Raw genomic sequence first — 15549 nt, 5'->3', positions numbered from 1 at the left:
CCCGTAACGGGTTCGCAGCATGTCACCGTCCTCCGCGAATCCGCGCGGGTGACGGCCGTTGACCCGGACGCCTCGAATCCGTAACCTCCACCGCGACATTCGGAAATTAGGTCGAAAGTATCGAGTCGCCCGTCTCTTCGCCGAAGGGAATGTCATGTACCTGACACGCGTACTGAGAGCCGCGACGGCCGGGTTGGTCGCCGCCACGGCCCTGGCGGCCGCCGCGCACACCGCCGAGGCCGCCGACACGCTCGGTTCGGCGGCGGCCGGCCAGGGCCGCTACTTCGGCACCGCCGTCGCGGCGAACCACCTCGGCGAGTCCGACTACGCCGCCACCCTGGACCGCGAGTTCACCTCCGTGACGCCCGAGAACGAGATGAAGTGGGACGCCACCGAGCCCACCCGGGGCGGCTTCACCTTCACGTCCGCCGACCAGATCGTGAGCCACGCCCAGGGCCGGGGCATGGACGTCCGCGGCCACACCCTCGTCTGGCACTCCCAGCTCCCGTCCTGGGTGAGCACCCTCGCCGCCGCCGACCTGCGCGCGGCGATGAACGACCACATCACCCAGCTCATGACCCACTGGAAGGGGGAGATCCACTCCTGGGACGTGGTCAACGAGGCCTTCCAGGACGGCTCCAGCGGTGCCCGCCGCAGCTCCCCGTTCCAGGACAAGCTGGGCGACGGCTTCATCGAGGAGGCGTTCCGCACCGCCCGCGCCGCCGACCCGGCCGCCGAGCTCTGCTACAACGACTACAACACCGACGGCGTCAACGCGAAGAGCGATGCCGTCTACGCCATGGTCAAGGACTTCAAGGCCCGGGGCGTGCCCATCGACTGCGTCGGCTTCCAGTCCCACTTCAACAGCGCCTCCCCGGTCCCGGCCGACTACCAGGCCAACCTCCAGCGCTTCGCCGACCTCGGCGTCGACGTGCAGATCACGGAACTGGACATCGAGGGCTCCGGCACCGCCCAGGCCGCCAGCTACGGCACCGTGGTCAAGGCGTGCCTCGCGGTGAGCCGCTGCACGGGCATCACCGTCTGGGGCGTCACCGACAAGTACTCCTGGCGCAGCGGCGGCACCCCGCTGCTGTTCGACGCGGACTACGCCGCGAAGCCGGCCTACGACGCCGTCCTGGCCGCGCTGGGGGGCACCGGCGGCGGAGGGGGCGGCGGTGGCGGTGCCGCCTGCACGGCCACGTACAGCACGGACGCGCAGTGGAACGACGGCTACAACGGCAAGGTCACCATCACCGCCGGCGACTCGGCGATCAGCGGCTGGACGACGACCGTCACCTTGACGGCGCCGCAGCAGGTCACCGCCGTCTGGAACGCCACGGCCACCTGGGACGGCAGCGGCAACGTGATGACCGTCGAGCCCAGCTGGAACGGGAGCCTGGCGGCCGGTGCCTCGACCAGCTTCGGCTTCACCGTCGCGAAGAACGGCAGCGGCGCGGTGCCGGCGGTCGGCACCTGCGCGGCCTCCTGAGACCCGGGCGGCCGCAGGCCCCGGGGCGCACCGTCCGGTACGCCCCGGGGGAACGGATCAGCTGAACGGGTCCAGCGTCAGGAACGCCTTGGCCGGGCTGCCGTCGTGCACGAGCGACTCGTGGTTGCCGACGTCGTCGAAGGCGAAGGCGTACGCCTTGCCGTCCGCCATCCGGTCGTGGACCGCGCGGGCGTAGTGGTTGGTCACCGCGTCCTGGTAGAAGCCGGCCGCGGAGGTGTCCGGCTGGTTCGGGTTGGTCAGCAGCGTGGACCGGTTGAAGCCCGCGCACAGGGTGCGGGAGATGGGGCCGCGCACCTGGTCGTTGGGGGCGTCCAGCAGCCGGTGGCAGCCGAAGACGCTGCCGGCGTCGGGCTTCTGGAAGCTGGTGACGACGGTGCCCGAGCTGTTGGTGAAGTTCATGACGCCACCCGTGACCCGGCCGTAGTACTTGACGGCCGGCTGGTCCGTGAACGGGGTGACCGTCAGCGTCGAGGTGGCGTACTTCTGCCAGACGCGGTCGATGTAGTCGTCCATCACCGAGGCGGGCAGGGCGCCGGTCTCCACGCCGTACAGCGGGGAGAGCGCCCGCAGCACGGTGCCGTCGGCACGCGTCTGGATCAGACCGGACCAGCCGCCGGACTGCGCCCGCAGCGCGTCGAAGAAGCCGTTGTAACCACCGGACTTGAGGTGTCCCGTGGTCACCGTCGTGCCGTCGGCGCGCTGCACGCCGACCGCGTACGGCGCCGAGAACATGTCGACCTGGGTGCTGTTGATCCACAGCCCGGAGTCGTTGAGCGTGTACTCCGACCAGTTGAAGAGGATGTCGCGGTTCGGATTGCTCGGGTTCTGCACGGCGGGCTGCACCAGACCGCCGGTGGCCAGCTGGAACACCAGCTTCTGGCCGTACGAGAAGTAGATCCGTCCGGAGAACTTGGGGATCTGGATCGTCGTGGACTGCCCGGGACCCGGTCCGGAGATCGAGGCGTCGGGGGCCGGGACGGGCGGGGCGCCGCCCGCGGGCCAGGCGTGGAAGGCGCCGCTCGCGTCGGCCCAGCCCTGCCGTCCCGTCGACAGCTCGGTGCCGAGGTTGTAGACGTAGAGCGGCCCGGAGCGGCCGGAGTCGTTGGTGATCTGGAGGGGGATCGTCGCGGGGACCGCTGCGTCGGCGGGGGCGGCGGCACCGGTCGCGAGGAGGGCGCCCGCCACGGTGGTGGCCAGGGCGGTCGCCGTCGCGGCGATCCGGTGCCGGAGTCGTCTGTGGAGTCCTCTGAACATGCGCAACCTCCGTACGGGTCCTGGGGACAGGACCGCGGAGACGTGGGGGGAGGGTGGAACGTGTTGGTCCGGACCTGTTGAGAGCGCTCTCAGAGTGCCGGTGGGGTGTGCCCATGTCAACAGTGTGGGCTGGTCCGCGTGCGCGGGCTGCTCCTGATACGTACCGGGACAGGAACGCGGAGCAGCCCGCGCCGCCCTTCTGCCCGGGGACCGGAGCGGCACACCTCGGCGGTGTCCGGAAAAACCGCGGAACGGGCGCGAGTTGCGGCAAGCGAATCGCAAGCGCCCGTTCGCTGCGTATCGTGAGGTGCCGCGGGCTTCTGCTTCCGCTACTCGGCCCCGGACCGGACGGTGAGGCTCTGTATGACTCCGGCGCGCAGACCCGATGCCGCGGGTTCGTCCGTCCTGTCCACGGTGGTGGACTTCAGGGGCGGATCGGCGAGGATCCCCGCCTCCCGCGACATCGTCCAGGGATTCGTCGGACGGCTCGCCGAGGCGGGGGTGACGACGTCCGCCGAGTTCCTGGACGCCGCGCGCCTGGTCACCAGCGAGCTGGTCACCAACGCCCTGCGGCACGCGCCGGGCCCCTGCCGGCTGGTGCTGACCCTGGTGGAGGACCAGGTGGAGATCGCGGTGTCGGACACCGGGGAGGGCTTCCCCACGTTCCTGCCCCGCGACCCGCTGCGGGTCGGGCGGCACGGGCTGGAGATCGTGACCCGGCTGTGCGACGAGGTGATCACCAAGCCGCACGCCCAGGGGAAGACCGTGTACGCGCGGCTTCCCCTGTCGTGAGGGCCGGCCCCGCTGCCGACGTGAGGGCCGCCGGCCCCGCCGCCGTCAGTCGGCGAGTGCCTGCTCGACCGTCGGATAACAGGCGATCAGGATGTCCACGCCGACGAGCTGGAGCACCCGCCGGACGGCCTGCCGGGGGGCGGCCAGCCGCAGCCAGCCGCCGCCGGCCTCCGCCGCCTGGTGCGCCGCTATGAACACGTTGATGCCGCTGGAGTCCATGAAGCCCACGTCCGCCAGATCGACCACCGTGCCCCGGGCACCCTCCAGGCCCGACAGCAGTACGTCGCGCAGCTGGGCGCTGCCGTCGAGATCCACTTCGCCCGCGAGGGTGACGACACAGACGCCGTCGTCCGTGGTGGTACGGGTGATCAGCAGCCGCTCAGGCACCGCCGCTCCCTCGGTGTCCGACACGCTTCCTCACTTCTCGTGCAGGTCCGGCCATGGTTGGTGACCATGATGTTAAGGGTCCGAGGGCCCTTGGTGGGCAACTTGTGGAGGACCGGTTCGACGCGCGCGGGAGTCCCGCCGTGACTAGGGTCTTCTCCCGTGGCGTACACATTCGACGAACTCGTGCACAAGCGGCGCGCGGCGGACCTGGCGCAGAGCCGGGTCGAACAGTTGCGTGACGCGTACGGTCCGCCCACCCAGCAGCAGTGGACCCCGCGGCAGTCCAGTACCTACGAGACCGCCGTCCGGGCCTGGCGCGACCTCGACCGCGACTGGCGCACCGCGCTCGCCGAGTACGTCAGGCGGCACGGGCAGACGCCCCGCGAGGTGGAGGCGGAGGTGGGCCGGGCCCTGCGGCCGGACGGCGGCGACGGGGCGGCCCCGCCCGGCTAGGCCCCTGCCCGGCCAGGACCCCGCCCGCCTTCCGGCACGGACCGCCATGAGAGAACTGTGCGGCACCGTCCGTCAGCCCGGAAGGCACACCGATGCGCCAGTTCACCGCCGTCGTCAACCCGGCCGCGGGCGGGGCCGCGACCCTGCACCGCCTGGCTCCGCTGCTGCGCGCGGCGGGGGCCGGGCTGGAGACGGAGTACAGCCGGGACCTCGCGCACGCCGGGGAACTGGCCCGGCGGGCCGGGCTGCGCGGCAGAGCCGTGCTCGCCGTCGGCGGGGACGGCGTCGTCGGAGCCGTCGGCGGGGCCCTCAGCGGGACCGGCACCCCGCTCGGCCTCGTTCCCTCCGGACGCGGCAACGACTTCGCGCGCGCCCTCCGGCTCCCCGCCTCCCCCGGCGCACTCGCCCGCCTGCTCCTGCACGGCGAGCCGCGCCCCGTCGACACCGTCGAGCTGACCTCCGCCGTCCACGACCGCACCGTGGTGCTGGGCAGCGTCTACGCGGGCGTCGACGCGGTCGCCAACCGGCACGCCAACCGGGCCCGGCTGCTGCGCGGCACCGCCTCGTACTACGCCGGCGCGCTGCGTGCCGTGGCCGGCTGGAGCCCGGCCGGCTACCGCGTCACCGTCGACGGCGAGGAACACCTGTGCCGCGGCTACACGGTGGTGGCCGCCAACTCCGGCTACTACGGCTCGGGCCGCCGCATCGCGCCCGGCGCCCGGGTCGACGACGGCCTGCTGGACGTCGTCATGGTCCGGCACACCCCGCGCAGGCTGTTCTTCGCCCTGATGCGGGAACTGGACGCGGGCACCCACGTCCACCGGCCCCAGGTACGGGTCCTGCGCGGCCGGGAGATACGCATCGAGGCCGACCGGAACGTGCCCTACGGCGCCGACGGCGAGGTCGACGCCGTGCTGCCGGTCACGGCCCGGGTGCTGCCCGGGGCACTGGGCGTCCTGTACTGAGACCCGTACCGGACCCGCCGTGCCCGCCGGACAGCACCCGCCGCCGCTGCCTCAGACCTGCGTGGTGAAGCGTTCCCACACCCGGTGGCTGCCCAGGAGCCCGGTCACCTGCTCCAGGGCCGAGGTCCCGGAGGTGGCCAGGACGACGCCCGGCGCGTCGGCGGGCACCCCGGACGCCTCCAGCGCCGCCTCGCCGCCCGCCCAGACACCGATCGCCTTGCCGTGCCGGAACGCCTCCGACAGCAGCAGCGCCACCCGCGGATCGGTGACGGCCGGACCCGCGGGCGCCGGGTCGGACTTGGCGTCCCGCGCGGTGTACGCGTCGCTGCCCACACCGGGCACCCCGGCCAGCAGCACGGCGTCGAACTCCACCGAACGCGCCGTCACGAAGGTCCGCTGCACGGTCAGCGCGCCGTCGCCGAGCGTGCCGCCGGTGGGCGCGACGACCAGCGGGACCATGCCCGCGCCCAGCACCGCCTCCCGTACGGCCGCGACCCCGTCCAGGTCGTCCCCGCCGGTCACGATGCCGATCACCCGCCCCTCGGTGGGCCAGGTCCGCCCGATCTGGGAGAGGGCCGGGCTGGGCTCCACGTCGGCCAGCGGCACCGTCGGTGCCGGCGCAGGCAGGCCGAGCCCCGTGGCGACCTGCTCGCACAGCTCGGGATCGATGTTGGCCAGCACCTGGAGGGTGCGTTCCCGGACCGCCTGCTCGTAGCACTTGCCCAGTTCGAAGGTGTAGGCGCCGACGATGTGCTCCTTCTCCACCGGGCTCATGCTCAGCCAGAACCGGCGGGGCTGGCTGAAGTGGTCCGCGAACGACTCGGGCGCCTCGCGCACCTTGCGGCTCTCCGGCACCCGCACCGGCGCCTCGACGAACGCCCCGGCGTCCGCTCCGGCCGTGAACGGACAGCCCCCGTCCAGGGAGTTGGGCCGGTAGGGCGCGACGCCCCGGTGGACCGCCGTCTGGTGCATGCCGTCCCGCAGCATGTCGTTGACCGGCGCGTGCGGCCGGTTGATCGGCAGCTGCGGGAAGTTGGGGCCGCCGAGCCGGGTGATCTGCGTGTCCAGGTACGAGAAGAGCCGGCCCGCGAGCAGCGGGTCGTCGGTGACGTCGATGCCGGGGACGAGGTGGCCGACGTGGAAGGCGACCTGCTCGGTCTCGGCGAAGAAGTTCGACGGGTTGCGGTCCAGGGTCAGCAGTCCGACCGGCTGCACCGGCGCCAGCTCCTCGGGCACCAGGTTGGTCGGGTCCAGCAGGTCGATGCCCTCGAAGGTCTGCTCCGGGGTGTCGGGGAAGGTCTGGATGCCCAGCTCCCACTGCGGGTAGGCGCCCGCCTCGATGGCGTCGGCCAGGTCCCGGCGGTGGAAGTCCGGGTCGACGCCGTTGATGAGCTGCGCCTCGTCCCACACCAGGGAGTGCACGCCCAGCTTCGGCTTCCAGTGGAACTTCACCAGCGTCGTCTCGCCCGCGGCGTTCACCAGCCGGAAGGTGTGGACGCCGAAGCCCTCCATCATCCGGTAGGAGCGCGGGATGCCCCGGTCGCCCATGAAGAAGATGGTGTGGTGGGTCGCCTCGGTGTGCAGCGAGACGAAGTCCCAGAACGTGTCGTGCGCGCTCTGCGCCTGCGGGATCTCCCGGTCCGGGTGCGGCTTCGCGGCGTGCACGACGTCCGGGAACTTGATGGCGTCCTGGATGAAGAAGACCGGGATGTTGTTGCCGACCAGGTCGAAGACGCCCTCGCTGGTGTAGAACTTCGTCGCGAAGCCGCGGGTGTCCCGCACGGTGTCGGAGGAGCCCCGCGAACCCACCACCGTGGAGAACCGCGTGAACACCGGCGTCTCCACGTCCGGCCCGAGGAACGCCGCCTTGGTGACGTTCGCCGCGGTGCCGTAGCTGCGGAAGGTGCCGTGCGCGCCCGCGCCCCGGGCGTGGACCACGCGCTCCGGGATGCGCTCGTGGTCGAAGTGCATGATCTTCTCGCGCAGATGGTGGTCCTGGAGCAGCACCGGGCCGCGCGGACCGGCCTTGAGCGAGTGATCGGTGTCGTACAGCCGCGTGCCCTGCGCGTCCGTCAGATACGCCCCGGACTGCGCGTTGCGCGCCTGGTCGGCGCCGGTCGGCTGCCCGGTGGGCGACACGGTGTCCGGGCCGCTCTGGTCGGCCTTGGGCGGCAGCGGCTCGCGGGGCTCGGTGGGTTCGGCGACGGCCGGCGACTCGGGTCCCGGCTTGCCGGGGACGCCGTCTGCCGGTCCGTCGCCCCGCAGGGCGTCGCTGACCTTGCCGGCTACCCGCTTGAGGGGGTTGGCCTCGCTCATACGTCTCATTCCTCCGATGTCGGCCGGCGGCCGGTCGTTGTCGTCACGGCCGGGGCCACGCGTCCCCGGCCGCGCGGCGGGTACCCACGGATGCCGGGATCAGCGCCCCGGTTCGGCGGCGAGCGGGGAGACGGGGCGGGGGACGAGCGTCTCGCCGTCGTGGACGCCGCCCTGGCACCGCCGGGTGAACCCGCCCTGCCCGTCCCACTCCACGAGGAGCGACCCGCCGCCTCGCAGGCACTCGACGGCGGTGACGTCACCGGGGGCGCGCGGCAGCGCGGCGGCGTCCGCCGACGGAACGGGGAAGACGAGGACGACGGCCAGCGCCGCGACCAGCGCGCAGGACGACTTGTGCATGGCAGCTCCCGGCTCCGGTGACCCGTGCCGTACCAGCCTCACGGCCCCGGGCGCGGGCCGCGACCGGACACGGGCGGGCGGGGGACACCCGCCCGCCCGGGGCGGTTCAGCCCGCCTCGTGCGTCACCCGGAGCGGATCGAAGGAGACCTTGGTGCGCCCGCCGCCGTCGGCCCAGGCCAGCTCGACGCCGGTCGTGCCGTCCGCCGTGAACTCCGTGACGGCCTCCGCGAGCGGCCCCGGCCCCGGCGCGGCGGTGAGGGCGGCCAGACAGACGTGCAGGGACGTGCCGACCGCCGGACCGGCGAGGCGGGGCACCCGCGCCCAGCGGGTGTACGCGGTGCCCTGCGGGGCACGCAGCGGCTCGGGCTCCGGGTCGAAGCCGTGCAGCGCGTGCAGCGACGAGACGAGGGGCTCGTCGGGACCGGTGGCCCACCCGGTCTGGGTGACCCGGCTCCCGGCGGGCGCCCCGGCCACCCGGTGCACCCGCAGCTCGTACGCGCCGCGCACGACGGTCACGCTGTCCACCCGCAGCCCCGGCACCATCGGGGGCCCGCTCGCGAAGACCGGCCGGTGCCGGGACGCCGCCCAGCCCCAGCCGTCACCGTGCCCGGCGCCGAGCGGCTCGATACGACGCCGCACGCTCGGCCGGCCGGCCACCTCCACCGACAGGTGGTTGTCGGCGACGTTCCCGGGCGCCGTCGGCCCGGTCCGGGTCGAGTACGCCTGCCGCCCGTAGTGCGGGTCGTCCTCGGCGGCCGACTCGCCCTCGTGCGGCCGGACATGGTCGCTGCCGTGGTTGTGCAGCCGTACGATCCCGTCCGCGCGGGTCGCCTGCACCAGCAGCCCGGGGGAGGGGAGGGCCAGCACCCGGTCGGACACCTCCGCCGGGGCCGGCTCCTCGGCCGCCGTCCACAGCGGGTGGTCCGCCGGCGCCAGCAGCGACACGAACGCCTTCGACGCCCAGTACGGGGAGGCGGGACCGGAGTACGACTGGAGGACGGCCTCGTGCGGGCCGTGCCAGCCCAGGCTCAGCAGCCCGTCGCCGGTCAGCGCCCCGCGGTCCAGGAAGTACCGCAGGCTGCCGCTGGCCAGCCGCCGGGAGACGCCCGGCGCCAGCGGGGTGTGCCCGGTCAGCGCGCCGAGCCCGACGGCCGCCGACGCGGCGAAGCGGTACGTCAGCGACCGGCCGAAGTGCAGCGGCGCCCCGTCCCCGCCGAACAGCAGACAGAAGCCGTCGAGGTGGGCGCGCAGCCGCTCCCCGTACCGCGCGGCGGCCTCCGGGTCGTCGCCGAGGTGGGCGTCGAGCACCGGGTACAGGTGCAGCGCCCAGCCGTTGTAGTGGTCGAAGGCCCGGCCGTCGCCGTCGGCGTACCAGCCGCCGCCCCGGTACCAGCCCTCCAGCAGCTCCAGCGCCCGGCGCCGGGCCGCCGCGGTCTCGGCGTCGCCGCGGCCCACCGACTCCAGGAAACCGGCGACCGTGTACGGGAAGAGGTACCAGTTGTTGGGCGCCGGGGTGTGCCGCAGCGCCCCGCGCAGCCACTCCTCCGCCCGGTCCTGGACGCCCGCGTCGAGGTGCTTCCACAGCCAGGGCGCGGTCAGCCGCAGGCCCAGGGCGACCGAGGCCGACTCGACCATGGGCTGGCCCTGCACGTCGTGGTCGAGGATCAGCGGCCAGGACTCGGCGTCGTCGCGGCCCGGGGTGCGGGTGCCCGAGGCGAGGCCCTCGGCGTAGCGGTCCAGCCAGCCGTGCGGATCGTCGCCGCCCGCGCCCGCCACCCGGAACGCGGCGGCCAGGAACGTACGGGCGTACCCCTCCAGGCCGTCCGAGCGCACCCCCGAGCGGGACGGCCGGCCCGGCAGGTCGAGCAGGGCGCCGCCCGGGCCGGCCCAGCGCCAGGCGGCGGCCAGCAGCCCGTCGGCCACCGCCTCCCAGTGGGCCCGGGTGTAGCCGGTGTACGGGCTGGACGCGCGGTCCTCGGCGGGGAGTTCGAACGGGATGCTCATGCCAGGAAGGCCAGCCTTTCGCGTCGTACGGGGTGGAGGAATCCCTCGCCGGACGCCCAGCGGGCGGTCTCGGCGAGGGCCAGGTCGGCCAGCCGCCGCCACTCGTTGCCGACGGAACCGGCGAGGTGCGGGGTGATGAGCGCGTTCTCGCAGTCCCACAGCGGGTGGTCGGGCGGCAGGGGCTCGGGGTCGGTCACGTCCAGGACGGCCCGGACGCGGCCCGCCCGGACGGCGTCGGTCAGCGCGTCCTGGTCGACGACCGGACCCCGGGAGGTGTTGATGAGCACCGCGTCGTCCGGCATCGCGTCGATCAGGTCCCGGCTCACCAGCCCCCGGGTCTCGGGCAGCAGCGGGGTGTGCACGCTGACCGTGTCGCAGCGCGCGAACAGGTCGGCCAGCCCGACGCGCTCCACGCCCAGTTCGGCCGCGTCGGCGTCGGACACGTACGGGTCGTGCAGCAGCACCTCCAGGTCGTGCGGGCGCAGCAGTTCGATGACGCGGCGGCCGATCAGGGAGGCCGAGAGGATGCCGACGGTACGGCGGTGGTTGCCGACGGTGCGCGGGGTGCGCAGCCAGTCGTCGCGCCGGCGGGCCGCCCGGTAGGCACGGGCCTGTTCCAGCGCCCGCTTGCCGGTGAGCAGGATCATGCCGAGGGTGTACTCGGCCACCGGCACGGCGTTGGCCGCGGCGGCCGAGGACACCTCGACGCCGCGCTCCCAGCAGGCGTCGGTGACGTGCCCGCGGACGCTGCCCGCCGTGTGCACCACCGCCCGCAGCCGTGGCGCCGCCCGCAGCACCTCCGCGTCCAGCGGCGGGCACCCCCAGCCGGTGACCAGCAGGTCGACGCCGGCCAGCACCTCTCTCGCCCGCGGGGTGGACAGGTCGTCCAGGACCGGGAAGGGGGCGAGGTCGCAGAGCGTACCCAGCGCGGCGCGGGACTCCGGATCGAGGACGGCCTCGGCGGCCGCCGGGGACATGGCCACGGCCGCGCGGGGCCGGAAGCCGGGACCAGGGACGTGCGGACTCACTTGACGGCTCCGGCGGTCAGTCCGCTGCGCCAGAAACGCTGGAGCAGCACGAAGGCGAGGATGAGGGGGACGACGGCGAGCAGCGACCCCATGATGACCACGGGGTAGTACTCCGGCGAGACCGAGGCGGAACTGTTCCACTGGTACAGGCCGAGGCTGACGGGATAGAGGTCCTGGTTCGACAGCATCACCATGGGCAGGAAGAAGTTGTTCCAGATCGCGGTGAGCTGGAAGAGGAAGACGGTGACCAGCCCGGGGCCGAGCATCCGCAGCGCCACCCGGGCGTACGTGGTCAGCTCGCCCGCGCCGTCCACCCGCGCCGCCTCCAGCACCTCGTCGGGGACGTAGCCCCGGCTGAAGATCCGGCCGAGGTAGACCCCGAACGGGTTGAACAGCACGGGGACGAACACCGCCCAGAAGGTGTTCACCAGGCCCGCCTCGGAGGCCATCAGGTACAGCGGCAGCGCGAGCACCGTCTGCGGCACCATGACCGCCGCCAGCACCAGGCCGAACAGCTTCTCCTTGTGCCGGAAGCGGTACTTGTCGAAGGCGTAGCCGCAGGCCACGCTCACCAGCGCGCCGACAGCGGCGCCCAGCACCGCGTACAGCAGGCTGTTGAGGTACCAGCGGCCGTACAGCCCGCCGTCCATGGCGAACAGGTCCTCGAGGTTCTGCACGAAGGAGAAGTCGGCGAAGGAGAGCAGGTCGCTGCTGAACAGCGCGTCCCGGGTCTTGGTGGAGGCCAGCAGCAGCCACAGCACCGGCAGCAGCGTGTAGAGGACGGAGACCGCGACGACCACGTTGACGGTGAGGCGGCCCAGCAGGTTCGGGCGCGGCGGGGTGGTGCCGCCGACGGCGCTCATCGGACCTCCTCGGCGGTGTCGGCGCGGCCGGTGAAGCGGGTGACGCCGTAGGACAGGGCGATGGTGCAGGCCAGCAGGACCACGGAGGCGGCCGCCGCCAGGCTGTAGTTGTTGCGGTTGAAGGCCGCGTCGTAGATGTACATGCTCGGCGAGAACCGGGAGTTGATCATCGGGGAGGACTGGCTGAGCAGCATCGGCTCGGTGAAGAGCTGGAGCGCCCAGATGAGGGTGAAGATGGCCACCATCACGATGGAGGCGCGCACCAGCGGGGTCTTGACCTGGAGCGCGGTGCGCACCGGCCCGGCGCCGTCGACGACCGACGCCTCGATCACCTCGCGGGGGACGGCCTGCAGGGCGGCGTAGAAGACCACCATGTTGTAGCCGAGGTTGCTCCACAAGGCGATGTTCACGATCGACGGGATCACGGTGTGCACGCCGAAGAAGTCGATGGTGATGTCGGCGTGGGCGAACAGGTCGATGACCGGGCTGATGCCGGGCGTGTAGAGGTACAGCCAGATCAGCGCCGCGATGATGCCGGGCACGGCGTGCGGCAGGAACAGGCCGAGCTGGGCGAAGGCGCGCAGCCGGGCCATGCCGGAGTCGAGGAGCAGGGCGAGGGCGAGCGCGCCGACGACCATCAGCGGGATGTAGATCAGGCAGTACAGCGCGACCGTGCCGAGCCCGCCGAGGAAGGTCGGGTCGGTGAGGACGGCCGCGTAGGAGCGCAGGCCGACGAAGACGGTGCGTTCGGGGCCGAAGCCGAGGCCGGGCTGGTCGTCGCTGTAGAAACTGAGGTAGACGGCGGTGCCGACCGGGATCAGGAAGACGGTCAGCAGCAGCGCGAAGAACGGCGTCATGAGCACGCCGCAGGCGGCCAGTCGACGGCGCTCGGCCGCCTTGCGGGCGCGCAGGCCGGCGGCGGCGGGGTCCGGGACGGCCGGGCGGGGGGTGCCGGCCGGCACCCGTTCGTGGGTGGTCGCGGTCATGGGGTGTCACCTGCCTCTCGACGGCTCAGGTGCTGTGCTGGGTGGTGGCCAGGCCCAGGGCCTTGAGGTCGGGCATGGTGCCCTCCTGCGCGGTGCGCAGCGACTGGACGAGGCTGCCCTGTCCGCCGCTCACCCGGGCGAAGGAGTCCTGCATGACCTTCTGGGTGGCGGTCATCCGGGGGCCCCACAGCCACTGTTCGCCGATCTTCTCGGCCTCCTGTTCGAACAGGGCGTAGATGTCCTGCCCGCCGTAGTACGAGCGGTCGAACGCCTCCCGGCCGACGGGGACCAGGCCGGGAGCGGCCGGGTACTGGCTGCTGGTGCCGCTGGACAGGCGGGCGCGCAGCGCGTCCGGGTGGGAGACCTGCCAGGCGATGAACTCCATCGCGGCCTCGGGATGCCGGCTGTCCTTGGTGACGGCGAAGGTGGAGCCGCCGTGGGTGCCGACACAGGGGCGGGCGGTGTCCCACTGCGGCAGCGGCGCGATCCGCCACTGCCCCTTCTGCCCGGGGCGCGCGTTCATCTGCGCCCCGGCGTCCCAGGCCCCGCTGAGCCGGGTGAGGACCAGGCCGTTGCCGATCTGCGCGTCCGCCTGACGGCTCTCGACGGCGTTCATGAACACGTCGTCGGCGTCGATGAGCCGCTGCCAGTAGCCGGCGACGCGCCGGGACGGGGCGTCGGCGAGGGAGACGTTCCACGCGCCGCGCGCGGTGTCGAACCACTGGGCACCGGCCTGCCACACATAGGCGGCCATCTGGGTCATGCCGTCGGTCGGGAACAGCACCAGCCGCCGGTCGGCCGCCTTCCGCCGCACGGTGCGCGCCTGCTCGGCGAACTCGTCCCAGGTGCGGGCGGGCGAGAGCCCGTAGCGGTCGAACAGGTCGGCGCGGTAGTGCATCACCATGGGCTCTATGTCCAGCGGCACGCTGAACACCCGGCCCTCGAAGGTGGTCAGCCCGAGCGCCTGCGGCAGCAGTTCGCGCCGCAGCCGGTCGTCGACCAGGTCGGTGATGTCGCGGGCGACGCCGTCGATGGCGTACCCCGGGACCTGCGGATACTCGATGGTGGCGACGTCGGGGGCGTTGCCGGCCCGGGCGGCGTTGCTGAGCTTGGCGTAACCGCCCTGCCCGCCGGAGGGGATCTGCTGGAAATCGACCTGGATGCGGTCGTGGGTGCGGTTGAACGCGTCGACCACCTCCTGGCTGCCGCGCAGGGCGGACCAGAAGGTGATGCGCGTGGTACTGCTCGTGCCGCTCGACCGGCTGCCGCCACTTCCTCCGCTGCAGGCGCCCACGGCTCCTGTCAGCGGCACTGCGGCCATCGCGGCGAGCACGGATCGACGACTGTGTCGACCGGGCATGGCGCCTCCCGCGGCTCCTGCGTGCCGTCGTCCGGCGGCACGACTCTTGGGGACACGGGAATCCTGGACGCCCTGACTCAAACGGTCAATAGATCGATCAGAGGAAACTCAAACGCTCAAACGATCACTCGGTGAAGGCCGGCTCCCGCGTCGAGCCGCGCACCGTCAGCCGGGGCAGCAGTTCCACCCGCCGCGCCGACCGCTCCGGCTCGTCCCGCAGCCGGTGCAGCAGCAGCTCCGCGGCCACCCGCCCGACCTCCGCCTTGGGCGGCGACACGGCCGTCAGCGGCGGCGTGCCGAGGCCGGCCATCACGTCGTCGTACGCCACCACCGAGCAGTCCCCGGGCACCCGCACCCCCTCCTGGGCCAGCCGCTGGACGATCATCAGGGTGTCCTCGTCGCCGTGCCCGACCAGCGCGGTGGCCCCCACCTCGCGCAGCAGCGCGGGCACGTCGGCCGTCTCGTCCGCCGCGTACGGCCCCTCCTGCCCGATCCCCGGCGCGCTCAGCGCCCACGCCCACTCCTCGACCAGGGGGTGGTCGCGGGCTATCCCGGAGAAGGCGGCCCGCAGCGTGCGCGCGGTCGGACTGTCGTCCCGCGTCGCGAACACGATGCGCCGGTGGCCGAGCCCCACCAAGTGCTCCACGGCCAGATGCGCGCCGTACCAGTGGTCGGAGCAGACCGAGTCCAGCGCGTGCGGCGCGCTGCCCGGCCGGGGGCGCCGCTCCATGAGCACCGTCGGCACGTCCAGCGCGGCGAGCCAGCCGTGGTCGGCCTCCTCGTCGGCCAGGCGGAGCCAGCGGGGCGCGAGCAGCAGTCCCCGGGCGCCGTCCGCGAGCGCCCGCTCCACCAGCGGCCGCTCGGCGCCCGCCCCCCGGGGCGCGATGTGCAGGGCGAACGGCACGCCGGCCTCCTCCAGGACCGTCCGGGCGCCGTGCAGGACCTCCGTCAGGTACGCGTGCCGCTCCGGCACCACCAGCGCCACCCGGCCCCCGTCCCGCGCGCCCGCGGCGGGCGCCTCCTCGGCGGGCGCCGTCGAGCGCACCACCCCGTGGCCGCGCCGCAGTCTGCCCTCCCGGGTCAGCTCCTCCACGTCCCGGCGCACCGTCACCACCGAGACCTGCAACTCCTCGGCGAGGTCGCGCACCCGCGCGGTGCCGCGCGCCCGGACCGCCGCCAGGATCCGCTGCCGCCTGGAATCGACCGGCTCCCGCACCTGGGCCTCCCCACCCACCCGAGTCGCACCCGAGAATGTTCGTTTGAGCGTTTCGGG

General features: G+C 73.3%; 14 protein-coding genes. 4 read left to right on the top strand and 10 right to left on the bottom strand.

Annotated elements, in window-relative coordinates; all coding sequences use genetic code 11:
* Positions 1-154 precede the first annotated feature (154 nt).
* Positions 155-1489, top strand: coding sequence for an endo-1,4-beta-xylanase (locus tag ACIQR3_RS06075; protein ID WP_403534765.1), 1335 nt, complete (start codon positions 155-157; stop codon positions 1487-1489).
* A gap of 57 nt (positions 1490-1546) precedes the next feature.
* On the opposite strand, the gene ACIQR3_RS06070 is transcribed toward ACIQR3_RS06075, so the two are convergent.
* Entirely contained in the window at positions 1547-2764 is a 1218-nt protein-coding gene (locus tag ACIQR3_RS06070) for a glycoside hydrolase family 64 protein (protein WP_403534762.1), read from the bottom strand.
* Positions 2765-3178: 414 nt separating this feature from the next.
* Here ACIQR3_RS06070 and ACIQR3_RS06065 point away from each other — a divergent pair, with 414 nt between their 5' ends.
* Entirely contained in the window at positions 3179-3556 is a 378-nt protein-coding gene (locus ACIQR3_RS06065) for an ATP-binding protein (RefSeq protein WP_403534759.1), read from the top strand.
* Between the two features lie 45 nt (positions 3557-3601).
* On the opposite strand, the gene ACIQR3_RS06060 is transcribed toward ACIQR3_RS06065, so the two are convergent.
* Positions 3602-3967, bottom strand: coding sequence for an STAS domain-containing protein (locus ACIQR3_RS06060; RefSeq protein ID WP_403534757.1), 366 nt, complete (start codon positions 3965-3967; stop codon positions 3602-3604).
* 135 nt (positions 3968-4102) lie between these two features.
* On the opposite strand from ACIQR3_RS06060, the gene ACIQR3_RS06055 reads away from it, so the two are divergent.
* Positions 4103-4396 carry a hypothetical protein gene (locus ACIQR3_RS06055; protein WP_403534754.1) on the top strand — a complete coding sequence of 98 codons (294 nt, stop codon included), beginning with the start codon at positions 4103-4105 and terminating at the stop codon, positions 4394-4396.
* Between the two features lie 92 nt (positions 4397-4488).
* The gene (locus ACIQR3_RS06050) at positions 4489-5361 is read left to right on the top strand and encodes a diacylglycerol kinase family protein (RefSeq protein ID WP_403534751.1); all 873 of its coding nucleotides are present in this window, start codon (positions 4489-4491) and stop codon (positions 5359-5361) included.
* A gap of 51 nt (positions 5362-5412) precedes the next feature.
* Here the strand turns inward: ACIQR3_RS06050 and ACIQR3_RS06045 are convergent, their stop codons facing one another.
* The 8 genes from ACIQR3_RS06045 to ACIQR3_RS06010 all read right to left on the bottom strand — a co-directional run bounded on the left by ACIQR3_RS06045 (position 5413) and on the right by ACIQR3_RS06010 (position 15492).
* Positions 5413-7677 carry a catalase gene (locus tag ACIQR3_RS06045; protein ID WP_403534748.1) on the bottom strand — a complete coding sequence of 755 codons (2265 nt, stop codon included), beginning with the start codon at positions 7675-7677 and terminating at the stop codon, positions 5413-5415.
* Between the two features lie 99 nt (positions 7678-7776).
* Positions 7777-8034: a hypothetical protein gene (locus ACIQR3_RS06040; RefSeq protein WP_403534745.1), complete on the bottom strand. Its 258-nt coding sequence runs from the start codon at positions 8032-8034 to the stop codon at positions 7777-7779.
* Positions 8035-8140: 106 nt separating this feature from the next.
* Complete coding sequence (locus ACIQR3_RS06035) at positions 8141-10039, bottom strand: DUF2264 domain-containing protein (protein WP_403534742.1); 1899 nt, start codon at positions 10037-10039, stop codon at positions 8141-8143.
* The gene (locus ACIQR3_RS06030; protein ID WP_403535456.1) at positions 10036-11016 is read right to left on the bottom strand and encodes a hydroxyacid dehydrogenase; all 981 of its coding nucleotides are present in this window, start codon (positions 11014-11016) and stop codon (positions 10036-10038) included. Before ACIQR3_RS06030 ends, ACIQR3_RS06035 begins: the two co-directional genes overlap by 4 nt.
* Positions 11017-11063: 47 nt before the next feature.
* Positions 11064-11930, bottom strand: coding sequence for a carbohydrate ABC transporter permease (locus ACIQR3_RS06025; RefSeq protein ID WP_403534739.1), 867 nt, complete (start codon positions 11928-11930; stop codon positions 11064-11066).
* Positions 11927-12916 (bottom strand): carbohydrate ABC transporter permease, encoded by a 990-nt coding sequence (locus tag ACIQR3_RS06020; RefSeq protein WP_403534737.1) that lies wholly within the window; start codon positions 12914-12916, stop codon positions 11927-11929. Before ACIQR3_RS06020 ends, ACIQR3_RS06025 begins: the two co-directional genes overlap by 4 nt.
* Before the next feature lie 25 nt (positions 12917-12941).
* Positions 12942-14276: an extracellular solute-binding protein gene (locus tag ACIQR3_RS06015; protein ID WP_403534734.1), complete on the bottom strand. Its 1335-nt coding sequence runs from the start codon at positions 14274-14276 to the stop codon at positions 12942-12944.
* 124 nt (positions 14277-14400) lie between these two features.
* Positions 14401-15492 (bottom strand): substrate-binding domain-containing protein, encoded by a 1092-nt coding sequence (locus ACIQR3_RS06010; RefSeq protein ID WP_403534731.1) that lies wholly within the window; start codon positions 15490-15492, stop codon positions 14401-14403.
* Between the last annotated feature and the right edge of the window lie 57 nt (positions 15493-15549).

Source organism: Streptomyces sp. NPDC090994, from assembly GCF_044768905.1.
Taxonomy (GTDB): Bacteria; Actinomycetota; Actinomycetes; order Streptomycetales; family Streptomycetaceae; genus Streptomyces.
This window is presented reverse-complemented; position numbering and strand designations above follow the sequence as displayed.

Bases quoted from the DNA above. Each gene is read 5' to 3' on its own strand.
- ACIQR3_RS06075 (WP_403534765.1), top strand. From the start codon at position 155: ATGTACCTGACACGCGTACTGAGAGCCGCGACGGCCGGGTTGGTCGCC.
- ACIQR3_RS06070 (WP_403534762.1), bottom strand. From the start codon at position 2,764: ATGTTCAGAGGACTCCACAGACGACTCCGGCACCGGATCGCCGCGACG.
- ACIQR3_RS06050 (WP_403534751.1), top strand. From the start codon at position 4,489: ATGCGCCAGTTCACCGCCGTCGTCAACCCGGCCGCGGGCGGGGCCGCG.
- ACIQR3_RS06045 (WP_403534748.1), bottom strand. From the start codon at position 7,677: ATGAGCGAGGCCAACCCCCTCAAGCGGGTAGCCGGCAAGGTCAGCGAC.
- ACIQR3_RS06040 (WP_403534745.1), bottom strand. From the start codon at position 8,034: ATGCACAAGTCGTCCTGCGCGCTGGTCGCGGCGCTGGCCGTCGTCCTC.
- ACIQR3_RS06035 (WP_403534742.1), bottom strand. From the start codon at position 10,039: ATGAGCATCCCGTTCGAACTCCCCGCCGAGGACCGCGCGTCCAGCCCG.
- ACIQR3_RS06030 (WP_403535456.1), bottom strand. From the start codon at position 11,016: ATGTCCCCGGCGGCCGCCGAGGCCGTCCTCGATCCGGAGTCCCGCGCC.
- ACIQR3_RS06025 (WP_403534739.1), bottom strand. From the start codon at position 11,930: ATGAGCGCCGTCGGCGGCACCACCCCGCCGCGCCCGAACCTGCTGGGC.
- ACIQR3_RS06020 (WP_403534737.1), bottom strand. From the start codon at position 12,916: ATGACCGCGACCACCCACGAACGGGTGCCGGCCGGCACCCCCCGCCCG.
- ACIQR3_RS06015 (WP_403534734.1), bottom strand. From the start codon at position 14,276: ATGCCCGGTCGACACAGTCGTCGATCCGTGCTCGCCGCGATGGCCGCA.